Annotated in this window: 22 protein-coding genes; 14 read left to right on the top strand and 8 right to left on the bottom strand. The window is 70.7% G+C overall.

All coding sequences use genetic code 11. From position 1 onward, the window contains the following. Nucleotides 1-5: 5 nt before the first annotated feature. The 8 genes from RAB71_RS11110 to RAB71_RS11075 are packed head-to-tail and all read right to left on the bottom strand — an operon-like array spanning nucleotide 6 to nucleotide 7,459. Nucleotides 6-1,172 (bottom strand): hypothetical protein, encoded by a 1,167-nt coding sequence (locus RAB71_RS11110; RefSeq protein WP_010341687.1) that lies wholly within the window; start codon nucleotides 1,170-1,172, stop codon nucleotides 6-8. Then, nucleotides 1,169-2,110 (bottom strand): glycosyltransferase, encoded by a 942-nt coding sequence (locus tag RAB71_RS11105; protein ID WP_010341688.1) that lies wholly within the window; start codon nucleotides 2,108-2,110, stop codon nucleotides 1,169-1,171. Before RAB71_RS11105 ends, RAB71_RS11110 begins: the two co-directional genes overlap by 4 nt. Next, the gene (locus tag RAB71_RS11100) at nucleotides 2,110-3,363 is read right to left on the bottom strand and encodes an O-antigen translocase (protein ID WP_010341689.1); all 1,254 of its coding nucleotides are present in this window, start codon (nucleotides 3,361-3,363) and stop codon (nucleotides 2,110-2,112) included. The genes RAB71_RS11105 and RAB71_RS11100 overlap by 1 nt, the downstream gene beginning before the upstream one ends. Then, nucleotides 3,360-4,490, bottom strand: coding sequence for a DegT/DnrJ/EryC1/StrS aminotransferase family protein (locus RAB71_RS11095; RefSeq protein ID WP_010341690.1), 1,131 nt, complete (start codon nucleotides 4,488-4,490; stop codon nucleotides 3,360-3,362). The genes RAB71_RS11100 and RAB71_RS11095 overlap by 4 nt, the downstream gene beginning before the upstream one ends. Further along, nucleotides 4,487-5,422, bottom strand: coding sequence for a GNAT family N-acetyltransferase (locus RAB71_RS11090; RefSeq protein ID WP_029561919.1), 936 nt, complete (start codon nucleotides 5,420-5,422; stop codon nucleotides 4,487-4,489). Before RAB71_RS11090 ends, RAB71_RS11095 begins: the two co-directional genes overlap by 4 nt. Then, nucleotides 5,409-6,368 carry a hypothetical protein gene (locus tag RAB71_RS11085; RefSeq protein ID WP_010341692.1) on the bottom strand — a complete coding sequence of 320 codons (960 nt, stop codon included), beginning with the start codon at nucleotides 6,366-6,368 and terminating at the stop codon, nucleotides 5,409-5,411. Before RAB71_RS11085 ends, RAB71_RS11090 begins: the two co-directional genes overlap by 14 nt. Nucleotides 6,369-6,373: 5 nt before the next feature. Next, nucleotides 6,374-7,039: an acetyltransferase gene (locus tag RAB71_RS11080; RefSeq protein WP_010341693.1), complete on the bottom strand. Its 666-nt coding sequence runs from the start codon at nucleotides 7,037-7,039 to the stop codon at nucleotides 6,374-6,376. A gap of 3 nt (nucleotides 7,040-7,042) precedes the next feature. Beyond that, nucleotides 7,043-7,459 carry an FdtA/QdtA family cupin domain-containing protein gene (locus RAB71_RS11075; RefSeq protein WP_010341694.1) on the bottom strand — a complete coding sequence of 139 codons (417 nt, stop codon included), beginning with the start codon at nucleotides 7,457-7,459 and terminating at the stop codon, nucleotides 7,043-7,045. Between the two features lie 199 nt (nucleotides 7,460-7,658). On the opposite strand from RAB71_RS11075, the gene RAB71_RS11070 reads away from it, so the two are divergent. From RAB71_RS11070 to RAB71_RS11005, 14 genes are all read left to right on the top strand, one after another. Then, nucleotides 7,659-8,246, top strand: a complete 588-nt coding sequence (locus tag RAB71_RS11070) for a cytochrome b (RefSeq protein WP_316685609.1) — start codon at nucleotides 7,659-7,661, stop codon at nucleotides 8,244-8,246. A gap of 65 nt (nucleotides 8,247-8,311) precedes the next feature. After that, nucleotides 8,312-9,676 carry a hypothetical protein gene (locus RAB71_RS11065; RefSeq protein ID WP_010341696.1) on the top strand — a complete coding sequence of 455 codons (1,365 nt, stop codon included), beginning with the start codon at nucleotides 8,312-8,314 and terminating at the stop codon, nucleotides 9,674-9,676. A 25-nt stretch (nucleotides 9,677-9,701) separates the two neighbouring features. Then, entirely contained in the window at nucleotides 9,702-10,097 is a 396-nt protein-coding gene (locus RAB71_RS11060; RefSeq protein ID WP_010341697.1) for a cytochrome c family protein, read from the top strand. Nucleotides 10,098-10,313: 216 nt separating this feature from the next. Next, the gene (locus RAB71_RS11055) at nucleotides 10,314-10,997 is read left to right on the top strand and encodes a hypothetical protein (RefSeq protein WP_010341698.1); all 684 of its coding nucleotides are present in this window, start codon (nucleotides 10,314-10,316) and stop codon (nucleotides 10,995-10,997) included. A 63-nt stretch (nucleotides 10,998-11,060) separates the two neighbouring features. Further along, nucleotides 11,061-11,642: an RNA polymerase sigma factor gene (locus RAB71_RS11050; RefSeq protein ID WP_010341699.1), complete on the top strand. Its 582-nt coding sequence runs from the start codon at nucleotides 11,061-11,063 to the stop codon at nucleotides 11,640-11,642. After that, complete coding sequence (locus RAB71_RS11045) at nucleotides 11,642-12,283, top strand: hypothetical protein (RefSeq protein ID WP_010341700.1); 642 nt, start codon at nucleotides 11,642-11,644, stop codon at nucleotides 12,281-12,283. The genes RAB71_RS11050 and RAB71_RS11045 overlap by 1 nt, the downstream gene beginning before the upstream one ends. Then, a complete protein-coding gene (locus tag RAB71_RS11040; protein WP_010341701.1) occupies nucleotides 12,280-13,602 on the top strand; it encodes a S8 family serine peptidase in 1,323 nt (440 codons plus the stop codon). Before RAB71_RS11045 ends, RAB71_RS11040 begins: the two co-directional genes overlap by 4 nt. Before the next feature lie 10 nt (nucleotides 13,603-13,612). Continuing rightward, on the top strand, nucleotides 13,613-14,419 hold the full coding sequence (locus tag RAB71_RS11035) for a heme ABC transporter permease (RefSeq protein ID WP_010341702.1): 807 nt from the start codon (nucleotides 13,613-13,615) through the stop codon (nucleotides 14,417-14,419). Next, complete coding sequence (ccmD, locus tag RAB71_RS11030) at nucleotides 14,416-14,628, top strand: heme exporter protein CcmD (protein ID WP_010341703.1); 213 nt, start codon at nucleotides 14,416-14,418, stop codon at nucleotides 14,626-14,628. Before RAB71_RS11035 ends, ccmD begins: the two co-directional genes overlap by 4 nt. Further along, nucleotides 14,612-15,094 carry a cytochrome c maturation protein CcmE gene (gene ccmE / locus RAB71_RS11025; protein WP_010341704.1) on the top strand — a complete coding sequence of 161 codons (483 nt, stop codon included), beginning with the start codon at nucleotides 14,612-14,614 and terminating at the stop codon, nucleotides 15,092-15,094. Before ccmD ends, ccmE begins: the two co-directional genes overlap by 17 nt. A gap of 37 nt (nucleotides 15,095-15,131) precedes the next feature. Continuing rightward, nucleotides 15,132-17,099: a heme lyase CcmF/NrfE family subunit gene (locus tag RAB71_RS11020; RefSeq protein WP_104609515.1), complete on the top strand. Its 1,968-nt coding sequence runs from the start codon at nucleotides 15,132-15,134 to the stop codon at nucleotides 17,097-17,099. Beyond that, a complete protein-coding gene (locus RAB71_RS11015) occupies nucleotides 17,096-17,638 on the top strand; it encodes a DsbE family thiol:disulfide interchange protein (RefSeq protein WP_010341708.1) in 543 nt (180 codons plus the stop codon). Before RAB71_RS11020 ends, RAB71_RS11015 begins: the two co-directional genes overlap by 4 nt. Before the next feature lie 29 nt (nucleotides 17,639-17,667). Next, the gene (locus RAB71_RS11010; RefSeq protein WP_234006654.1) at nucleotides 17,668-18,111 is read left to right on the top strand and encodes a cytochrome c-type biogenesis protein; all 444 of its coding nucleotides are present in this window, start codon (nucleotides 17,668-17,670) and stop codon (nucleotides 18,109-18,111) included. Beyond that, entirely contained in the window at nucleotides 18,111-18,755 is a 645-nt protein-coding gene (locus tag RAB71_RS11005) for a tetratricopeptide repeat protein (protein WP_010341710.1), read from the top strand. The genes RAB71_RS11010 and RAB71_RS11005 overlap by 1 nt, the downstream gene beginning before the upstream one ends. Nucleotides 18,756-18,816: the final 61 nt, after the last annotated feature.

Below are 18,816 nucleotides of genomic sequence, written 5' to 3'. Positions count from 1 at the left end.
ATCGGTCATGGCAGCGGGGATCTCGGGGCAACGAAAGGCAGGGCCGTGGACGGCGCGGGATCGCGGCGGTTCGGCAGCAACGCGCTGCACGCGTGCAGCAGCAGGCACAGCGCGACGAAACCGGCATTGGTCCAGGTGAAGGCCTGCGGCGCGAACGGCGACATCACGCAGGCGTAGGCGATGCGCAGGAACACCAGCAGGTTGAACAGCGCCACGCCGCGGCCGAGCAGGCGCATGCTCCACAGCAGCGCCGCATACAGTGCCAGTATCGCTGCCAGCGCCGCGCCGGGGCCGCCGGCCAGCAGGAACGGCAGGAACTCGGTGCCGACATTGATGTTCGGCGCATCCAGCGGGATGCCGGTTCCGGCGGTGGCAATGGAACCGCTCAGCGGCACCAGCTGGTTGATCAGGAAACTGGTGTTGGCGTAGCCCTTGCTCAGCAGCGCGCCGAAGTTGTACGGGCCGGCGCCGATGTACAGCAACAGCCATTTGATGCCCTGCGGCGAGGCCCGGTACAGCGCGCCGAACGGCAGCGCCACCGAGTCCAGCGAGCCGGAGCGCAGCGTGCCCAGCAGCGAGAACGCGCCGGCGCCAGCGCCCAGCAGCGCCAGCACCCGCTTCCACGGCAGCGGCCGCGCCGGGTCGCGGCGCAGCAACAGCAACAGGCCGACGCTGAACACTGCCGCGAACAGGCGGTTGCGGTCGATCACCAGCACCGGGAACGCGAAGCCGGCCAGCAGCAGCGCGTTGCGCACGCTGCGCTCACGCACGCACAGCAGGCCGATCGGCGGCAGGATCCAGCACATGTTCGACACATGCCGCACATGCGATTGCAGTGGGCTCAGGTCGGCGTAGGCGGAGGGGTTGTGCAACAAGGGGATCGGGAACAGCAGCAGGTCCAGCAGGCAGAACAGCCCCACCGCGGCGGCCAGGCTGAGCGCGACGAAGGCCTCGCGGGTGCCGGCGTACTCGCGCGACCGGAATGCCGCCAGCGGTGGCAGGCGGATGCCGAGCAGTGCATCCAGGCCCAGCGTCGCCAGTGCCACGGCGGCCAGCAGTGCGATGCCGGCCAGATAGCCCGGCGGCAGGTCGAAGGTGAGCAAGGTCAGCGCGCAGCTCAGCAGCAGCGGCAGACCGAAATACGCCGACGGCAGGCGCAGCAGCCGGCTCATGCGCGCTCTGCCAGCGCAGGCTGGCTACCCTGGCGCAGCCGCGCCAACAGCGACAGCCACGCATGCGCCAGCAGGTGCCCGCCCAGCGCCAGCGGGCTGCGCCGCAGGAACGCGATCTTCGCGGCGATGTAGTGCGCCTGCGCGTGCAGCAAGGTGCGGCAGGCCGGATCGAACAAGCGCGCGCGGCGCAACGCCACCTGCCGCGACTCGGCCAGGTTGGCCAGGCGGCTGGGCAGATGCCGGGTGCGGCTGGCGTTGTGGTCGTGCACGCGGTAGGCGCAGACCGCCACATCCAGGAAACCCAGGGCGTCGCGCGCGACCAGGCGCAGGAAGAAATCCCAGTCCTCGATGCGCAGGCCCTCATCCCATTCGGCGCCCGGCTGCAGCGCGCTGCGCCTCACCAGCGCCACCGCCCCGCTCACCGCCCAGTGGCGGATCACCGCGCGGCGGATGCCGGCCTCGCTCAGGTACAGGCGTTTGTCCACGCCGTGCAGGTCGCGCATGCTGCTCTGGTGCACGGTGCGGCCCTGCGTGTCGACCACGATGGCGTCGCCGATCACCGCGGCCTTGTGCGGATGCGCGCCCAGGTACGCCACCTGCACACCCAGCCCGCCGGGCAACAGGTAATCGTCGCTCGCCCCCAGGCGCAGGAACTCGCCGCGGGCCATCGCCACCAGGTGGTTGAGCGTGGCGGCGATGCCGAGGTTTTCGCGTGGCCAGAAGCGCACGTGCAGTCTGTCGCCGTGCTGCGCGATCCACGCGGCGATGTACTCGGTGGTGCCGTCGCGGGAGCCGTCGTCGACGATCACCAGCTCCTTGTTCGGGTACGGATCCTCCAGCACGCTGTCCAGGCAGCGCTGCACGAAGCGCACGTGGTTGTAGGCCGGGATCAGGATCGAGACCAGCGGGAGCGTCGATGGCGTGTGCATTGCGTCCATCAGCCCAGTCCTCGCAGGTAGCGGCGCACGACCAGCACGTTGAACGCCAGGTACAGCGCGTAGTTGCAGGCGAACGCGTAGGCCGCGCCGATCAGCCCCATGCGCGCGGTGAACAGCACCACCAGGCCCAGGTAGCTGGCGGCGAACAGGCATTCGGAGAGCACGAACAGCCGCGTCATCGCCTTGGCCAGCATCAGGTAAGACAGCACAAAGGAGGCGATCTTGAGCACGTCGCCGAGCAACTGCGGCGCGTACAGCGGCAACGCGGCGGCGAAATCGGCGGAGAACAGCAGCCGGGTGATCCAGTCGCGGCACAGGTAGACCGAGGCCGCCGCCAGGATCACCGCCGGCAGCACATAGCGGTAGGCGCCGCGCAGTTCCTGCCACAGCGCGGCGCGCGTGTGCAGCGCCGCGAGCTTCGGCAGGTAGTAGACGTTGATGGCGGTGGTGAAGAACAGGAGGTAGGCATCGGACACGCGGCTCACCGCCTGCCAGTAGCCGACCTGTTGCCAGCCGAACTGGCCGGCCAGGTGGTCGCGCACGCCGATGTTGACCAGCAACGGCAGCAGCGCCGAGGCCAGGGTCATCGCCGAGAAGGCCGCCAGCCGCCGCACCATTGCCCGGTCGAAGCAAATGCGCAGCATCTCGCGGCGGAAGTACGGGCTGCGGTGCAGCGCCGGCACGCCCGCGCAGAGCCAGGCCACCTGCCCCAGCACCAGGCCCAGCAACGCGCCGTACAGGCCCATGCGATGTGCCAGCGCGGCCACCAGCAGCACGCTCAGCACCGCGCCGGCGACCTGTATCAAGGCCAGCCGGCGCACGTCCATGAAGCCGTTGACCACCGCCAGGATGTAGTTGGCCAGGGCGATGCCGAGCTGCGCCACCGCCAGCACGCAAATCAGTGGCTGGTACTGCGCGTCGCCGAGCAGACGCTCGGCGATCAGGTGGCTGCACAGCAGCGCGGCCACGCCCATCGCGCAGGCAGCGACGCAAGCGTAGCCCAGTGCACTGCCGAGCAATCGGTTCAGCGCAGCCGCATCGTCGCGGTACTCGGCCACGTACTTGACCACGCCGGCGCCGATGCCACCCCCGGCCAGGACCGCCAGCAGCGACATCAGGCTGGTGAACTGGCCGAGCCGGGCGACCCCGGCCGGGCCGGCGTACACCGCCACCAGCTTGAGCACCAGCAACGCGGCCAGCAGCTTGGCCGCCGTGGCCACGCCGCTGTACACGCCGCTGCGCAGCACGTTCATGCCGCCACACCGGCAAAACGCTGGCAGGCGTCGATCACCTGCGCCACCGCCGCGTCGTCCAGGGTCGGGCCGATCGGCAGGCTGAGTACCTCTTCTCCCAGCCGCTCGCACAACGGCAACTGCAGCGCCACCAATTCCGGATAGGCCGGTTGCCGATGCGGCGGCGTTGGATAGTGCACCAGGCACTGCACGCCGTGAGCCTGCAAATGCTGCTGCAGTGCATCGCGCTGGGCGCAGCGCACCACGAACAGGTGCCAGGCATGTGCGGCCGGGTCTTCCACCTGCGGCAAGGCGATCTGCGGATGCGTGATGCCGTGCAGGTAGCGCTCGGCGATCGCGCGGCGCGCGGCGATGTCGGCATCCAGGTAGCGCAGCTTGACCCGCAACAGTGCCGCCTGCAGTTCGTCCAGGCGCGAGTTCACGCCCTGCAGCAGATGCCGGTACTTGATGTCCGAGCCGTAGTTGCGCAGCACCCGGATCTGCGCCGCCAGCGCGGCGTCGTCGGTGGTCACCGCGCCGCCATCGCCCAGCGCGCCCAGGTTCTTGCCGGGGAAGAAGCTGAAGCCGGCGGCATCGCCGAAGCTGCCGGCGTGGCGGCCGCCGCGGCGCGCGCCATGCGCCTGCGCCGCATCCTCGAGCAGCAGCACCCCACGGCGCTCGGCGATGTCGCGCAACGCCGCCATGTCGGCGAGCTGGCCGTACAGGTGCACCGCCAGGATCGCCTTGGTGCGCGCGCCGATCGCCCGTTCCAGCTGTGCGGGGTCCAGGTTGAAGCTGGCCGCCTCCGGCTCCAGCGGCACCGGCCGCAACCGGTTCTCGCTGATTGCCAGGAAGCTGGCGATGAAGGTATTGCCCGGCACCAGCACCTCGTCGCCGTCGCGCAGCCGGCCCAGCGCACGGTAGCCGCGTAGGATCAGCGTCAGCGCATCCATGCCGTTGCCGACGCCGATGGCGTGGGCGGTACCGCAGTAGGCGGCGAACTCCCGCTCGAAGGCCTCCAGTTCCTCGCCGAGCACGTACCAACCGGAATCGATCACCCGCGCCGCCGCGGCCTTCAGCTCGTCGGCATAGCGCGCATTGCTGGCGCGCAGGTCGAGGAACGGCACGCTGGCCGTCGGCAGACTCATTGCAACTCCCAACCGTAGAAATCGTGGACGATGGCGCGCGCGCCGAAGCGCTCCTTCTGCTCGACCAGGCCGGCATTGAGCACCTCGCCGTGCTGCTCGGTGGAAATGCCCAGGCTGAGGAACTCGCGCTGCGCGTAGATCTGCTCGATCAGCTCGGTCAGCAGCAGGCTCAGCGCATCGGCACGGCGGCCCGGCTCGGAGCAAGCCAGGTACTGGGTATGGACGACGTGGCCGAAGTCGTACACCAGCGTGGCGGCCAGCAGCTCGGCGCCGTCGCGCACTTCGTAGGGCACGATCTGCGTGGGGAAACGCGCGCACAGCAGGCGCAGTTCCTCCAGGCTGTGGGTCGGACGCGCACCGTGGCGTTGCAGCACTTCGCCCAACAGCGCATGCAGCGGCGCCGGGTCGTCCACGCGCTGCACCTGCAGCCCGGCGCGGCGTGCCTTGGCCACCGAACGCTTGCGTGCGGCGGCGAAGCGCCGCGGCGCGCGTAGCGGCACTGCGGAAGACAGGTCGCGGCGGTAGAGACGCGCCCCCAGCCGATGCAGCGCGTACAGGTCCTCCTCTGCCGGACTACGGTGGAACAGATGCGGCACGGCCTTGTACAGCAGCGTGCGCACGCCGGCACCGCGGTAATGCGCCGCGATACGCTCGAACGCCTCCAACGTCGCCGTCGCGCGCAGCGCGTGGGTCGACAGCAGCCCGGCATAGCTGAGCCCGGCATGGCTGGTCACCGCGTCGCCGTCGCGGTTGGCCGGCAACACCGCCACCGGCGTGCCGGCGTCCTCGACCAGCAAGGAGGCATCGACGAAGCGCGCCGCGTGATAGTCCATATAGCCGCGCCGGTGCAACAGATTGCCGTTGCGCGAAGCGTCCACCACGGAGTCCCACAGCGGCGCGTCGGCGGCGGTGTAGGCCCTAACCGACAGCATCGGCATCCTCCCAGACGGTGCCGGCGGGCAGCACCGCCTCGGCCACGCCGAAGCCGTCGTGGCCCATGTCGTTGCCGTTGTAGAACAGCAGCAGCCGCTCGCCGTGGCGGATCAGCGCCGGGTAGCACAGCGTGCGTGCATCCCAGCCGTCGGCCGACAGCGGCAGGCCCAGCGCCGCGTCGCATCGCTGCCAGTGGCGGCCGTCGTCGCTGACCGCCATGCCGGGCAGATAGGCGCCGCCGCGGCTGCCGTGGGTGAACAGCATCAGGTAGCGGCCATCGCATCGATACACCCGCGGGCGGCCGATGCGGTACTCGTCGCCCTGCGGCTGCAGGCACACCGTATCCTGCCGCGGGACCGCCTGCAGGTCGTCGGCCTCGACGTAGCGGATGTGGTAGCGCGGATACGGCGTGTCGCCGATCCATTCCCAGTCGTCGCCCACCGCGTACCACAGCCGCCAGCGGCCATGCGCGTAGTGCGCCGAGTGCACCGCGGCGATGGTGCTGCGACCCGGCGCACGGTCCAGCAGCGGCGTGTCCTGGGGGCGCTGGAAGGTATCGCCGCCGTCGGTGGACACGGCCAGGCCGGTGAAGGCCAGGAACTTGGCCCGCGCCACCTGTTGGAAGCCGACATAGAACATGTAGAGACCGTCCGGCCCCTGCACCACGTCGCCGAGGATCATGCCGTTGTCGTCGAAACAGCCGGCGCGGCCGAGGTCCAGCACTGGCGCTGCACTGACGCCCAGTATCCGGGTCGGATCGTCGGCACACACGTCGACGTAACCGATGCGGCTGAGCCCGGCGTCGTCGCGGAAGCCGGCGTAGATACGCAGGCGCTCGGCATCCAGCCGCAACGGCGTGGGCGTCAGCGCCGAATGCAGCATCCAGCCGCCGACGCCGTCAAGCGCGGTGTCGAACACCAGTCCGCGTTTGTGCCAGGCGAACATGCGCCTCACAGCGCCACGTCGAAGCTGGACTTGCCAGCCACCGCCCGCGCCGGCGCACCGACGTAGATGCGTCCGGGCTCGGTGTCGCGGGTCAGCAGTGCGCCGGCGCCGATCACGTTGTCGGCGGCCACCTTGACCCGGTCGCTGAGCGTGGCATTGACCCCGACGAAGCTGCTGGCGCCGATCTCGCAGTAGCCGGAAATCACCGCATGCGAGGCCAGGAACACATGGTCGTGGAGGACCGTGCGGTGACCGATATGGTTGCCGCTCCACAGGATGCAGTTGGCGCCGATGCGGGTGAACGGCTGCAGCACGTTGTGCTCGAACACGAAGCAATGCTCGCCCAGCTCCACGTTGCGCCAGACGAAGGCCTGCGAGCTGACGTAGCTGGCCATGCGGTAGCCGCGGCGTTTGGCGTCCAGGTAGAAGCGCGTGCGCAACCGGTTGAGGCCGCTGGCCGGGATCGCCACGAACACCTCCACTTGCGAGGGCGGATAGTGCTGCTCGAGATCCTCATAGGCCACCACCGGCAGACCGGCCAGCGTCGGCGTGGACAGGTAGTCGCGCTCCACGCTGAAGGCCAGCACGGCATAGTCGCTGTCGTGGGTGAAGTACTCGCAGGCGATCTGCGCCAGCTCGCCGGCGCCGACGATGACCAGGGCACGTGCCATCGCCTAGGCCTCCTGCCGGCGCACGCCCGCGGCTTCGCGCAGGAATTCGTCGTAGTCGAAGATGTAGTCGGTGGGGTCGTAGGTCTGGTCGGCGAGCACCATCAGCACGCAGTCCTCGCTGAAGTCGTACAGATCGCGCCAGACCATGCTGCCCAGCAGCAGGCCCTGCCGCGGATCGTCCAGCACCACCTGCACCGGCCCGCTGCCGTCGTCGAGCAGGAACGACACCGACCCGTGTAGCGCCACCGCCAATTGGTTGAGATGGCGGTGCGCATGCTGGCCGCGATGCACGCCGTTGCGGGTGGCGAACAGGTAGTACACGCGGCGGATGTCGAAGGGCACATCGCGCTGCTGCTCCAGCGCCACGAGCTGGCCGCGCGCGTCGCCGTGCGTCCGCAACTGGATTCGTTCGATTGCCATCAGAGTGCCCGACCGGGCTCCGCATCGGAGCGTCCAGGCTGAGTGCCGCCGGTCCGCGGAAAGGTTGCGCGAGGCCGACACGCAGCGCGACGCAACCTTTCGCCACAGCGCCGGCACCCATCGACGCAACAGCTGCAGCGATGCCCCCGGCATGGCGCGGCGCCCCACCTCGTCGCCTCCAAGGACACCGCGTACCGCCATGACCTCGCCCACGCCGGCCGTTCCAACACCACCCACTTCCACATCCGCCGCATCGGCCGCGTTGCCACGGCCGATGGTGTGGCTGCACTGGCTGACCGTGCTGTGCCTGGTGCTGGCGGCGGGGTTGATCCTGCTGCGCGAAGAAGTCGAAGGCCGCATGTGGCGGCAGTGGCTGCTGGAAGGCCACCGCCACTTCGGCCTGTTCGTGCTGGGCTTGTTCTGCGTGCGCGTCGTGTTGCGCATGCGCCTGGGCAAGCGCGCCGACCCGGAGGCGGGCTCGGCGCTGATGCGCGTGCTGGCCGGTGCCACTCACGTGGTGATGTACACGCTGCTGCTGACCTTGCCGGTGCTCGGCTGGGCGCTGAGCCAGTCGATGGGCAAGCCGGTGCATCTGTTCGGCGCCACCCTGCCCGAGCTGGTCGCCGCCGATCCCGATCTCGCCGACCGCCTCGGTGCCTGGCACGTGGATGCCGCCTGGCTGCTGCTGGCCCTGATCCTGCTGCACATCGGCGCAGCGCTCTGGCATCACTTCGTCCGCCGCGATGGCGTGCTGCGCCGGATGCTGCCGTTCCTGCGCCAACGCTGAGCCGCCCTTCCCTTCCTCGTTCGCGTCCGTCGCCGCACCCACCCGCCTGCCAAAGGACTTCCCGCATGCACCAGTCCCCGTCGTCCCCCTCCACCTCCTCCCGCAGCGACAGGACGCGCGGCGCCGAGCAGGCGCTGCTGTGGTCGGCGCTGGGCTCGCTGCTGCTGGTGCTGAGCCCGCGCGCCGCCGCTGTGCCGGCGTTTGCGCGGCAGACCGGCTCGTCCTGCGCCGACTGTCACATCGGCGCCTACGGCCCGGCGCTGACCCCGTACGGCATGCGCTTCAAGCTCGGCGGCTATACCGACAGCGACGGCAACGGCACCAAGATCCCGGCCTCCGCCCAGCTCACCGCCACCCGCAGCGTGCCGGCGCGTGGCGAAAGCCGCACCCGCTTCAGCGAGGCCGACCTGTACCTGGCCGGGCGCATCACCGACAACGTCGGCGGCTACGTCAAGGTCGCCACCAGCAACAACGGCAAGAACGACTACACCACGCGCCTGGACAACGTCGACCTGCGCGCGGTGCTCAAGAGCTTCCAGCTCGGCGGCAAGGACACCCTGCTCGGCGTCAGCGTCAACAACAATCCCGGCAGCCAGGACCCGATCGGCATGCTGCCCAACGCCTCCGGCCTGGGCCCGGCCTCGGCCTATGCCAGCTCGACCACCCTGCTCAACCAGTCGTCGTTGTCCAACCGGGTGATCGGCACCAGCGTCTACGGCCTGTACGACCGCAACTGGTACGGCGAACTCGGCACCTATACCGCGCTCCCGGTGTCGACCCAGGACGACCTGGGCTACGCCATCGGCGGCGACCCCGGCAAGCTCAGCGACACCGGCTACCTGCGCCTGAGCTACATGAAGGACCTCAAGCGGCAGTTCTTCTCCGCCGGCGTGGTCGCGCTGACCACGCGGCGGCAGCTGCCGCGTAGCACCGGCCCGCGCGACGACTTCACCGATCTCGGCTACGACCTCAACTACCAGTTCCTGGGCACCCGCGAGCACATCCTCAAGCTCGGCTACCTCAACATCTACGAGCGCCGCCGCTACGGCAGCGCGCTGATCGATCCCATCGATCCAACCGTGGCCGGCCCGCGCCGGGCCAGCGTGCGCGACCAGTCGTTCAGCCTCAACTACACCTACAAGCAGAGTTACAGCCTGCTGCTGGCGCACTTCATCAACACAGGCTCGGACGATCCGTTCCGCTACCGCCCGTACGGCGCACCGGACACCACCAGCAACCTGATCAGCGCCTCGTGGGCGCCGTTCGGCAAGGACGACAGCTACTCGTCGATCTCCAACCTGCGCCTGTCCGCCACCTGGTTCCGTTTCAGCAAGTTCAACGGCACGACGGGGAACGTGTTCGGGGCCACCCCGGTCACCCGCCCGCGCGACCTCAACCAGTTCTCGCTGGGCCTGAGCCTGGCGTTCTGATTCCCCCGCACGGAGCTTTCCCCCCATGAAACGCATCACTGTCTTCCCCTTGTGCTCGCTGCTGGCCGGCCTGCTGCCGCTGGTGGTCGCGGTGGCGCCGCCCGCGCATGCCGCCGGCGGCATGCCCGGCGCCGGCGTGTTCGCCAGCGAATGCGCCGAATGCCATAGCGCCGCGCCGGCCAAGAACAAGAAGGGCCCGACCCTGTTCGGCGTGGTCGGGCGCCGCGCCGGCAGCGTGCCGGACTACGCCTACTCCGACGCGATGAAGCAGAGCCAGTGGACCTGGAGCGACGACAAACTGCGCAGCTACCTGTCGCAGCCGGCGTCCAAGGCGCTGCCCGGCGGCAAGATGAAGTACGACGGACTGGACGACGCCAAGCAGTTGCAGGACCTGATCGCCTACCTGCACAGCCTGCATTGAACTGGCTGGCCGATCCGGTCATATTCGGCGCCCGACGGGCCGGCCATCGCGCCGCGCCCGTGCCCGATTCCTGACCTGCGAGCATCGAGCCACCGTGCGTTTGCCCCCAGCCGTCCGCGGCGCCTTGTCGCCGCTTTCCGTCGCACCCCGGCGCCGCAGGGCGGACCGCGCATGCTGAGCGCACGCGCGTCCGTGCGTCCAGGCGCCGGCGCAGCATTGGCAGCAGGCCTGGCACTCGCCGCCCTGCACGCACCTGCCGCGACGGCCGGCGACATCGGCGGCGCCGCCGGGATCAGCTCGCAACTGGTCGACCGCGGCATCGCCGTGACCCGCAGCACCCCGACCTTGCAGGGCGCGCTGTTCTGGCTGCCCGCGCCGGGCTGGTCGCTGAGCGGTTCGGCCAGCGTGGCGCTGGACGCGCCGGGCACTGTGCTGATGAGCAGCTTCGGCCTGTCGCGCAGCTGGACCCTGTCCGACAGCTGGCAACTGCAGGCCGAAGCGCTGCTGTACCGCTACCCCGGCGGGCGTGCCAACCGCCTGTTCAACCGCGACGAAGTCAGCCTCGGCTGGAGCTACCGCGACCGCCTGAGCCTGTCGCTGGCCGCCTTCCGCATGCCCGACAGCGGCCTGCGGCAGCGCTGGTACGGGGCGCTGGACCTGACCGCGCACCAGCCGCTGACCGGCCCGCTGTCGCTGTCGGTGGGCGCCGGCGTCAGCCAGGCGCCCCCGGCGCTGTACGGACTGGAGTACACGGCGCACTATCGCTACGGCCACGCCGGGCTGATCTGGAACGCCGGGCGCTGGAGCCTGGAGGTGGACCGTGTGTTCAGCAACGCCCGCACCGGCTATGCCGACCGCGGCCTGTGGCCCTGGGTGGCCAGCGTCTCCCGCAGCTTCTGAGGCGAGCGCAACCTTTCCGTGCCGCCCCGGCACATACCGGTGCCCGTTGCCACACCTGCTCCCATGAACGACACCGACCTGCTCGGCGATGCCACCGACCGCATGCTGCTCCGGCGCATGGCGGCCAGCGACCGCGAGGCGCTCGCCCGCCTGTACCGCGCCTACCACGGCCGCCTGTGCCGGTTCCTGTCGCGGCTGACCCGGCGCCCGGACATCATCGAGGAAGCGATCAACGACTGCTTCTGGATCGTCTGGCAGAAGGCCGGCGACTTCCGCGGCGACTCGCAGGTCTCGACCTGGATCATGGGCATCGCCTACCGCTGCGGGCTCAAGGCGATCCGCCACCACAGCGACGACGCCATCGACGACGGCGCGATGGCCGAGGACCACGCCGCGGCGGCCGACCCGGACGAGGACCGCGAGCTGCGCGACTGGCTGGGCAAGGGTCTCGACCGCCTGTCGGCTGACCAGCGCCTGGTGGTGGAACTGGTCTACGGCCTCGGCCACAAGCTGGAAGAGGTCGCCACGATCATGCAGTGCCCGGTGGGCACCATCAAGGCCCGGCTGTTCCATGCCCGGGTCAAGCTTCGCAACGTGTTGCCGGGATTGGCCGGCGATGCGTCCACGCTGACGGAGAGCGCGTGATGAAAACGGGCTTCAACGAGCCGGGCAACGAGTGCGCGCATGCCTGGGAACTGATGCCGTGGGTGCTGCAGGACAGCGCCACGGAACAAGAGAACGCGTGGCTGGTGGCGCACCTGGCCAAGTGCCGGCACTGCAGCGCCGAGTTCGCCCAGCAGAGCCGCCTGCGCATGGCCATGACCCTGCCCAGCGACGTGCCGGTGGACGCCGAGGCCGGCCTGCAGCGCCTGCTGCAGCGCCTGGACGCGCCGGTCCCACAGCCGCGGCCGCAGCGCAGCCGCGCCAGTTGGACCACGCGGGCGCTGGTTGCCGCCGCCCTGCTGCAGGCAGTGGGCCTGGGCGTGCTGGGCCTGCGCCTGTCCGCCGAACACGAGCGCAGCACCGCCTACCGCACGCTCAGCGATGCCGCGCAGCCGCTGGCGGCCGATGCGATCCGGGTGGTCCCGGACGCGCGCATGACCCTGGCCGACTGGGACGCGCTGCTGCGCAAGCTGCAACTGCGGGTGATCGGCGGCCCCAATGCCGCCGGCGCCTACACTGTGGTGCCGACCCAGGCCGGGTCGCCGGCGCAGCCGCAGCGCAGCGTGCAGCAGTTGCGCGCCACCGCCGGCATCCGCCTGGCGGAGCCGATCGCCGCGCCATGAAGCTGCGTCTTGCCTGCCTGCTCGTCGCCTGCCTGGGCCTGGGCGCCTGCGCCCATGCCGCGCCGGCGGCGATCGCCGATCCTGCGCCAGCGGCCAAGGCGCCGAGCCTGGATCCGTCGCCGGCGCTGGACAGCCAGCGCCAGATCGTCCTCGCCGTGGCCAACCCGATGGCCGCGCCGAGCCGCCACGCCGGCTCCAACCTGCTCGGCTACGCCTCGGCCCGCTACTACGGCGCCGGCACCCAGGCGGTGGCCACCCTGGACGCGCTGAACAAGCGCTACGGCCTGCGCGAGGTCGCCGGCTGGCCAATCAAGGCGCTGGGGCTGTACTGCGTGGTGCTGGAGCCGGCACCGGGCAGCGACCGCGCCGCGCTGCTGGCGCAACTGGCCAAGGACGACCGCGTGGCGCTGTCGCAGCCGCTGCAGGACTTCGGCACGTACTCCGCGGACAGCCAGGCCGCAGCGACGCCGACGCAGCCGCTGCGCTACAACGATCCCTACGTGGACATGCAGCGCGGCTTCGCCGCCACCAACGCGGCCACCGCGCAGGCGCTGAGCCAGGGCCAGGGCGTGGACGTGGCGATCGTCGACACCGGCGTGGACACCGCGCACCCGGACCTGCGCGGGCGCCTGCGCAACACCCGCGACCTGGTCGCCGCCGACCCGGGCGCGTTCAACCGCGACCACCACGGCACCGAGGTCGCCGGCATCATCGCCGCCGGCAGCAACAACCACCTGGGCATCGTCGGCATCGCGCCGAAGGCGATGCTCGACGTGTACAAGGCCTGCTGGTATCCGCAGCGCCCCGGCGCCGGCGCCGGCTGCAACTCCTTCACCCTGGCCAAGGCGCTGGCGGCGATCGGCGACACCCGCACCCGCATCATCAACCTCAGCCTCGGCGGTCCGGCCGACCCGCTGCTGCGCAAGCTGCTGGAACAGTTGCTGCGCGAGGGCCGCATCGTGGTCGCAGCGATGCCGCCCAACGGCCGCCTGGACGGATTTCCCGACGGCATTCCCGGGGTGATCGTGGTGCGCAGCAGCACCGCCACACCGGCGCCGGCGGGCGTGCTCAGCGCGCCGGGCGAGGACATCCTCACCACCCAGCCCAACGGCGGTTACGACTTCACTTCCGGATCGTCGATGGCCACCGCCCACGTCAGCGGCGTGGTCGCGCTGTTGCTGGCGCTGGCGCCGCAACTGGATGCGCGCAGCGTGCACGACCTGCTGCTGCGCACCAGCCGCACACGCGACGGGCTGCTGCAGGTGGACGCCGCCGCCGCGGTGCAGGCGTTGCCGCGCAGCGCGCCCCTCGCCCGCTGAGGTCATCGCCATGCGTTCCTGGATCCCGCTCTGGTTGCACCGGCTCGGCGCGCCGCCGACGGCCTATCGCGTGGCCGGCGCGGTGCGTCCGTGGAGCCTGGCCGCGGCCATGCTGCTCGGCGCCGTGGCCGCCTACGGCGGGCTGGTGCTGGCGCCACCGGATTACCAGCAGCACGATGCCTACCGCATCATCTTCGTGCACGTGCCCTGCGCGTGGATGAGCCTATTCGTCTACGCGGCGATGGGCATGGCCGGCCTGGTCGCGCTGGTGTGGCGGATCAAACTGGCGGAAATCGTCTGCATGGCCTCGGCGCCGATCGGCGCGGCCTTCACCTTCGTCACCCTGTGCACCGGCTCGCTGTGGGGCCGGCCGATGTGGGGCACGTGGTGGACCTGGGATGCGCGGCTGACCTCGGAACTGGTGCTGCTGTTCCTGTACCTGGGCGTGATCGGCCTGCACCGCGCCATCGACGATCCGCGCCAGGGCGCGCGCGCCGCCGCGCTGCTGGCGCTGGTCGGGCTGATCAACCTGCCGATCGTGCATTACTCGGTGGTGTGGTGGAACACCCTGCACCAGGGCTCCACGGTGCGCGTGCTCGGCCCGTCGACGATGCCGCTGTCGATGCTGTGGCCGCTGCTGACCGGCGTGGTCGCCAGCAAGTGCTATTACGTCGCCAGCCTGTGCGGGCGCCTGCGCACCGACCTGTTGGCGCTGGAGCGCGGCAAGGCCTGGGTGCGGGCGATCGCCATGCAGTCCTCGCCGGTGCCGGCGTCGCCAGCGGACACCATGCCGCTGCCAGCGGAACACGCGGCATGAGCGGGTTCTGGGCGATGGGCGGCTACGCCGTCTACGTGTGGAGCGCGTACGCGCTGGCCCTGGTGGTGCTGCTCCTGGACAGCGTGCTGCCGCGCCGCCGCCAGCGTCGCCTGCTCGCCGACATCCGTGCGCAAGTGACGCGCGAACGGGCCCGGCGCGTCCGCGACAACGCCGCCGCTGTTGGAGTTCGCGATGCATCCCACCCGTAAGCGCCGCCTGCTGCTGGTGCTGCTGTTGCTCGGCGCCGCAGCGCTGGCCACCGGCCTGTTCGTGCTGGCCCTGCAGCACAACATCAGCTACCTGTTCACCCCCAGCCAGGTGCAGGCCGGCGCGGCCCGGGACTACCGGGTGTTCCGGCTCGGCGGCATGGTCAAGGCCGGCTCGATCGCACGCAGCGCCGATTCGCTGCAGGTGCAGTTCACCGTGATCGACAAGGCCGGTGCCACCGCCGTGGCCTACACCGGCATCCTGCCCGACTTGTTCCGCGACAACCAGGCGGTGATCGCCACCGGCTCAATGCAGGGTGCGCGCTTCGTCGCCACCGAGGTGCTGGCCAAGCACGACGAGACCTACATGCCGCAGGAACTGAAGGACGCGATGGCGCAGGCGCATGCCGATCGCGCCAAGACCGCTCGCACCGCCGCGGCGGCGGCTGCGATCACGGCGCGGCCATGAGTCCGGTTACGTCCCGCCGCATCGGGAGCGCCGCGCCATGAGCGCCGAACTCGGCCAGTGCGCGCTGATCCTGGCCTTGCTGCTGGCGCTGGTGCAGGGCGTACTGCCGCTGCTCGGCGCCTGGCGCGGCCAGCGCGCCTGGATGGCGGTGGCGCGGCCGGCCGCCTACGCCCAGGCCGGCTTCGCCTGGCTGGCTTTCGGCCTGCTCGGCTACGTGTTGCTGCAGCTGGATTTCTCGGTGCGCTACGTCGCCGCCAACGCCAACCTTGCGCAGCCCTGGTACTACCGGCTGGCCGCGGTGTGGGGCGCGCATGAAGGCTCGCTGCTGCTGTGGATCGCCATCCTCAACCTGTGGACGGTGGCGCTGGCGCGCAGCGGCCGGCACCTGCCGGAAGCGTTCGCCGCGCGCGTGCTCGGCGTGCTCGGGCTGATCTCCAGCGGCTTCCTGGCCTTCGTCCTGTTCACCTCCAACCCGTTCGTACGGCTGTCGCCGATGCCGCGCGACGGCAGCGAACTCAACCCGGTGCTGCAGGACCCGGGCATGGTGCTGCACCCGCCGGTGCTGTACACCGGCTACGTCGGTTTCTCGGTGGCCTTCGCCTTCGCCATCGCCGCCCTGCTCGGCGGCGAGCAGCAGCAGGCCTGGGTACGCTGGGCGCGGCCGTGGACCAACGTCGCCTGGGGCTTCCTCAGCGCCGGCATCGTCGCCGGCAGCTGGTGGGCCTATGCCGAGCTGGGCTGGGGCGGCTGGTGGTTCTGGGACCCGGTGGAGAACGCCAGCTTCATGCCGTGGCTGGTGGGCGCGGCGCTGATCCACACCCAGGCGGTCACCGAGAAGCGCGGCGCGCTCGGCGCATGGACCCTGCTGCTGTCGATCCTGGCGTTCTCGCTGTCGTTGCTGGGCACCTTCCTGGTGCGCTCGGGGGTGCTGACCTCGGTGCATGCCTTCGCCGCCGACCCGCGTCGCGGCCTGTACATTCTCGGCTTCCTGGTGCTGGTGGTCGGCGGCTCGTTGCTGCTGTACGCACTGCGCGCGCCACGCCTGGCCGCGGGCAAGCCGTTCGCCGCGCTGTCGCGGGAGACCGCGATCCTGGTCGGCAACCTGATGCTCAGCGTGGCCGCGGCGATGGTGCTGCTGGGCACGCTGTTCCCGCTGCTCGGCGATGCGCTGCGGCTGGGCAAGATTTCGGTCGGGCCGCCCTACTTCGGCCTGCTGTTCCCGTTGCTGATGTTGCCGGTGGTCTTGCTGTTGCCGTTCGGCCCCTACCTGCGCTGGGGCCGCACCGAACCCGGCGCACTGCGCGCGGTCGCCGCCCGCGCCGGGCTGGCCGCGCTCGGCTGCGCGCTGCTGGCATGGCTGTTGAGCGCGGGCACGCTGCGTGCGGTGGCCGGCGTCGCCGCCGCGGCCTGGGTCGGCGTCGGCACCGCCCTGTATGCGCTGACCCGCTGGCGCGCGCCGCGTGGCCGCCGCTTCCCCGCCGAACTGGCCGGCATGCTGCTCGCGCATGCCGGGGTCGCGGTGTTCGTGGCCGGCGTGCTGCTGTCGGAAAGCCTGTCGGTGGAACGCGACGTGCGCCTGGATCCCGGCCAGAGCGCGCAGATCGGCGCGCACAGCTTCCGCTTCGATGGCGTGCAGTTGATCGATGGCCCCAACTGGAAAGCCGAACAAGGCACGGTGAGCCTGCTGCGCGAAGGCGCCGTCGTGGCGGTGCTGCACCCGCAGAAGCGCCTGTACAGCAGCGAGCGGATCCAGACCGAGGCGGCGATCGACGCCGGCGTGCTGCGCGACCTGTATGTCGCGCTCGGCGAGCCGGTCGACGACCAGCACATCGAATACGGCTGGACCCTACGCCTGTACGACAAGCCCTTCATCCGCTGGATCTGGGCCGGTGGCCTGCTGATGATGCTCGGCGGTTTCGTCAGCGCCGGCGCGCGCCGCCTGCGTGCGCAGCCGGCTGCGACAAGCGCTACCGCGCCGGCCGCGCTCGCCGGAGCTGCGCCATGAGCCGGCTGCTGCCGCTGGCCGCGTTCGTGCTGCTGGCCGCGCTGTTCGGATTCGGCCTGTGGTGGAGCCGCAGCCACGATCCGCGCGAGGTGCCCTCGCCGCTGCTGGGCAAACCGGTGCCGGCGTTTGCGCTGCCGCGCCTGGATCGCCCGGACCTGCGCAGCGGCAGCGAGGCGCTGCGTGGCCATCCGTATCTGCTCAACGTGTTCGGCAGCTGGTGCATGGCCTGCAGCGAGGAGCATCCGCTGCTGATGGCGCAGGCGCGGCACCTGGGCGTGACCCTGGTCGGCTACGCCTATCGCGACGATCCGCAGGACACCGCCGCCTGGCTGGCGCAGCGCGGCAATCCGTATGCGCTGGTGCTGGTAGACGCCGACGGCCAGCGCGCCATCGACCTGGGCGTGTACGGCGCCCCGGAAACCTTCCTGATCGATGCCGAGGGCGTGGTCCGCTACAAGCACGTCGGCGTGCTGACGCCGCAGGTGCTGGCCGACGAAGTGCGCCCAGCGGTTGCCGCGCTCGGCGGAGCGCGGCGATGAGCGTCCTCGTCGCACGGACGCCCCGGCGCATGCGGTGGTGGCGGTTGCTGGTGCTGCTTTGGGTGATAGGCGGCGCAGTGCCGGCCTTCGCCCAGGCGGTCGACCCGTTACCCTTCAAGGACCATGCGCAGGAGCAGCGCTTCCAGCAATTGACCGCGCAATTGCGCTGCCTGGTCTGCCAGAACGAGAACCTGGCCGATTCCGACGCCACCCTTGCGCGCGACCTGCGCCACCAAGTGTTCGCGCAACTGCAGGCCGGGCGCAGCGATGCGCAGATCAAGCAGTACATGGTCGATCGCTACTCCGCCTTCGTGCTGTACGACCCGCCGCTGGCGCCGGGCACCTGGCTGCTGTGGTTCGGGCCGGCACTGTTGCTGCTGGGCGGCGCCGGCGTGATCGTGGCGACGCTGCGCCAGCGCCGTCGCGCCATCGGCACCGCGACGGCGGAACCGGACGCAGAGGACGCCTGGTGATGCCCGGCTTTGTCCTGGCCGCCGCCGCGATGCTGAGCATCGCCCTGTTCGCGGTGCTGCGCCCGTTGCTCATGCACCACACCGGCGCACGCGCGGAGCGTGGTGTGGCGCTGCTGCTGGCGCTGCTCCTGCCCTTGCTCGGCGCCGGCCTCTACTGGCACGTCGGCACCCCGACGGCCCTGGCCGGTGTGCCGCTGCAGCCGCCGCCGTCCGCAGTGGATCCGAACGACCGAGCGCTGCAGGACGTGTTGCAGCAGGCCTGGGACGCCCAGCAGGCGAGGCGACCGCAGGACGCGCAGCGCGCCTACGCGCAGGCCCTGCGCCTGGACCCGGACAACGTCGAGGCACTGCTCGGTTGGGCGGAGACCGACATGGCACAACACGCGGATCTGGCCGTCGGCCACGCCGCCCGCGCCATGCTCGACCGGGTCCTGGCGCAGCAACCCGACAACCAGCGGGCGCTGTGGATGCGCGGCATCGCCGCCTTCCAGCAGCAGCGCTACGCCGATGCGGCCGGCGACTGGCGCCACCTGTCGACCCTGCTGCCCGCCGCGTCGCCGCTGCGCGAGGCGGTGGCGCAGAAGATCGCCGCTGCCGAGACCATGCTGACCGCACCAACAGCAGCGACGACCACGCCGCGCTGAAGCCAACGCGCCGCAGTACCGCGTACGCCATGTCGCTCTGAACGTGTTCGCGGCGGATGTT

This window comes from Xanthomonas sacchari, from assembly GCF_040529065.1.
Lineage (GTDB): Bacteria > Pseudomonadota > Gammaproteobacteria > Xanthomonadales > Xanthomonadaceae > Xanthomonas_A > Xanthomonas_A sacchari.
Note: the sequence above shows the minus strand (reverse complement) of the source record. Positions and strands in the feature narration are given on the sequence as shown.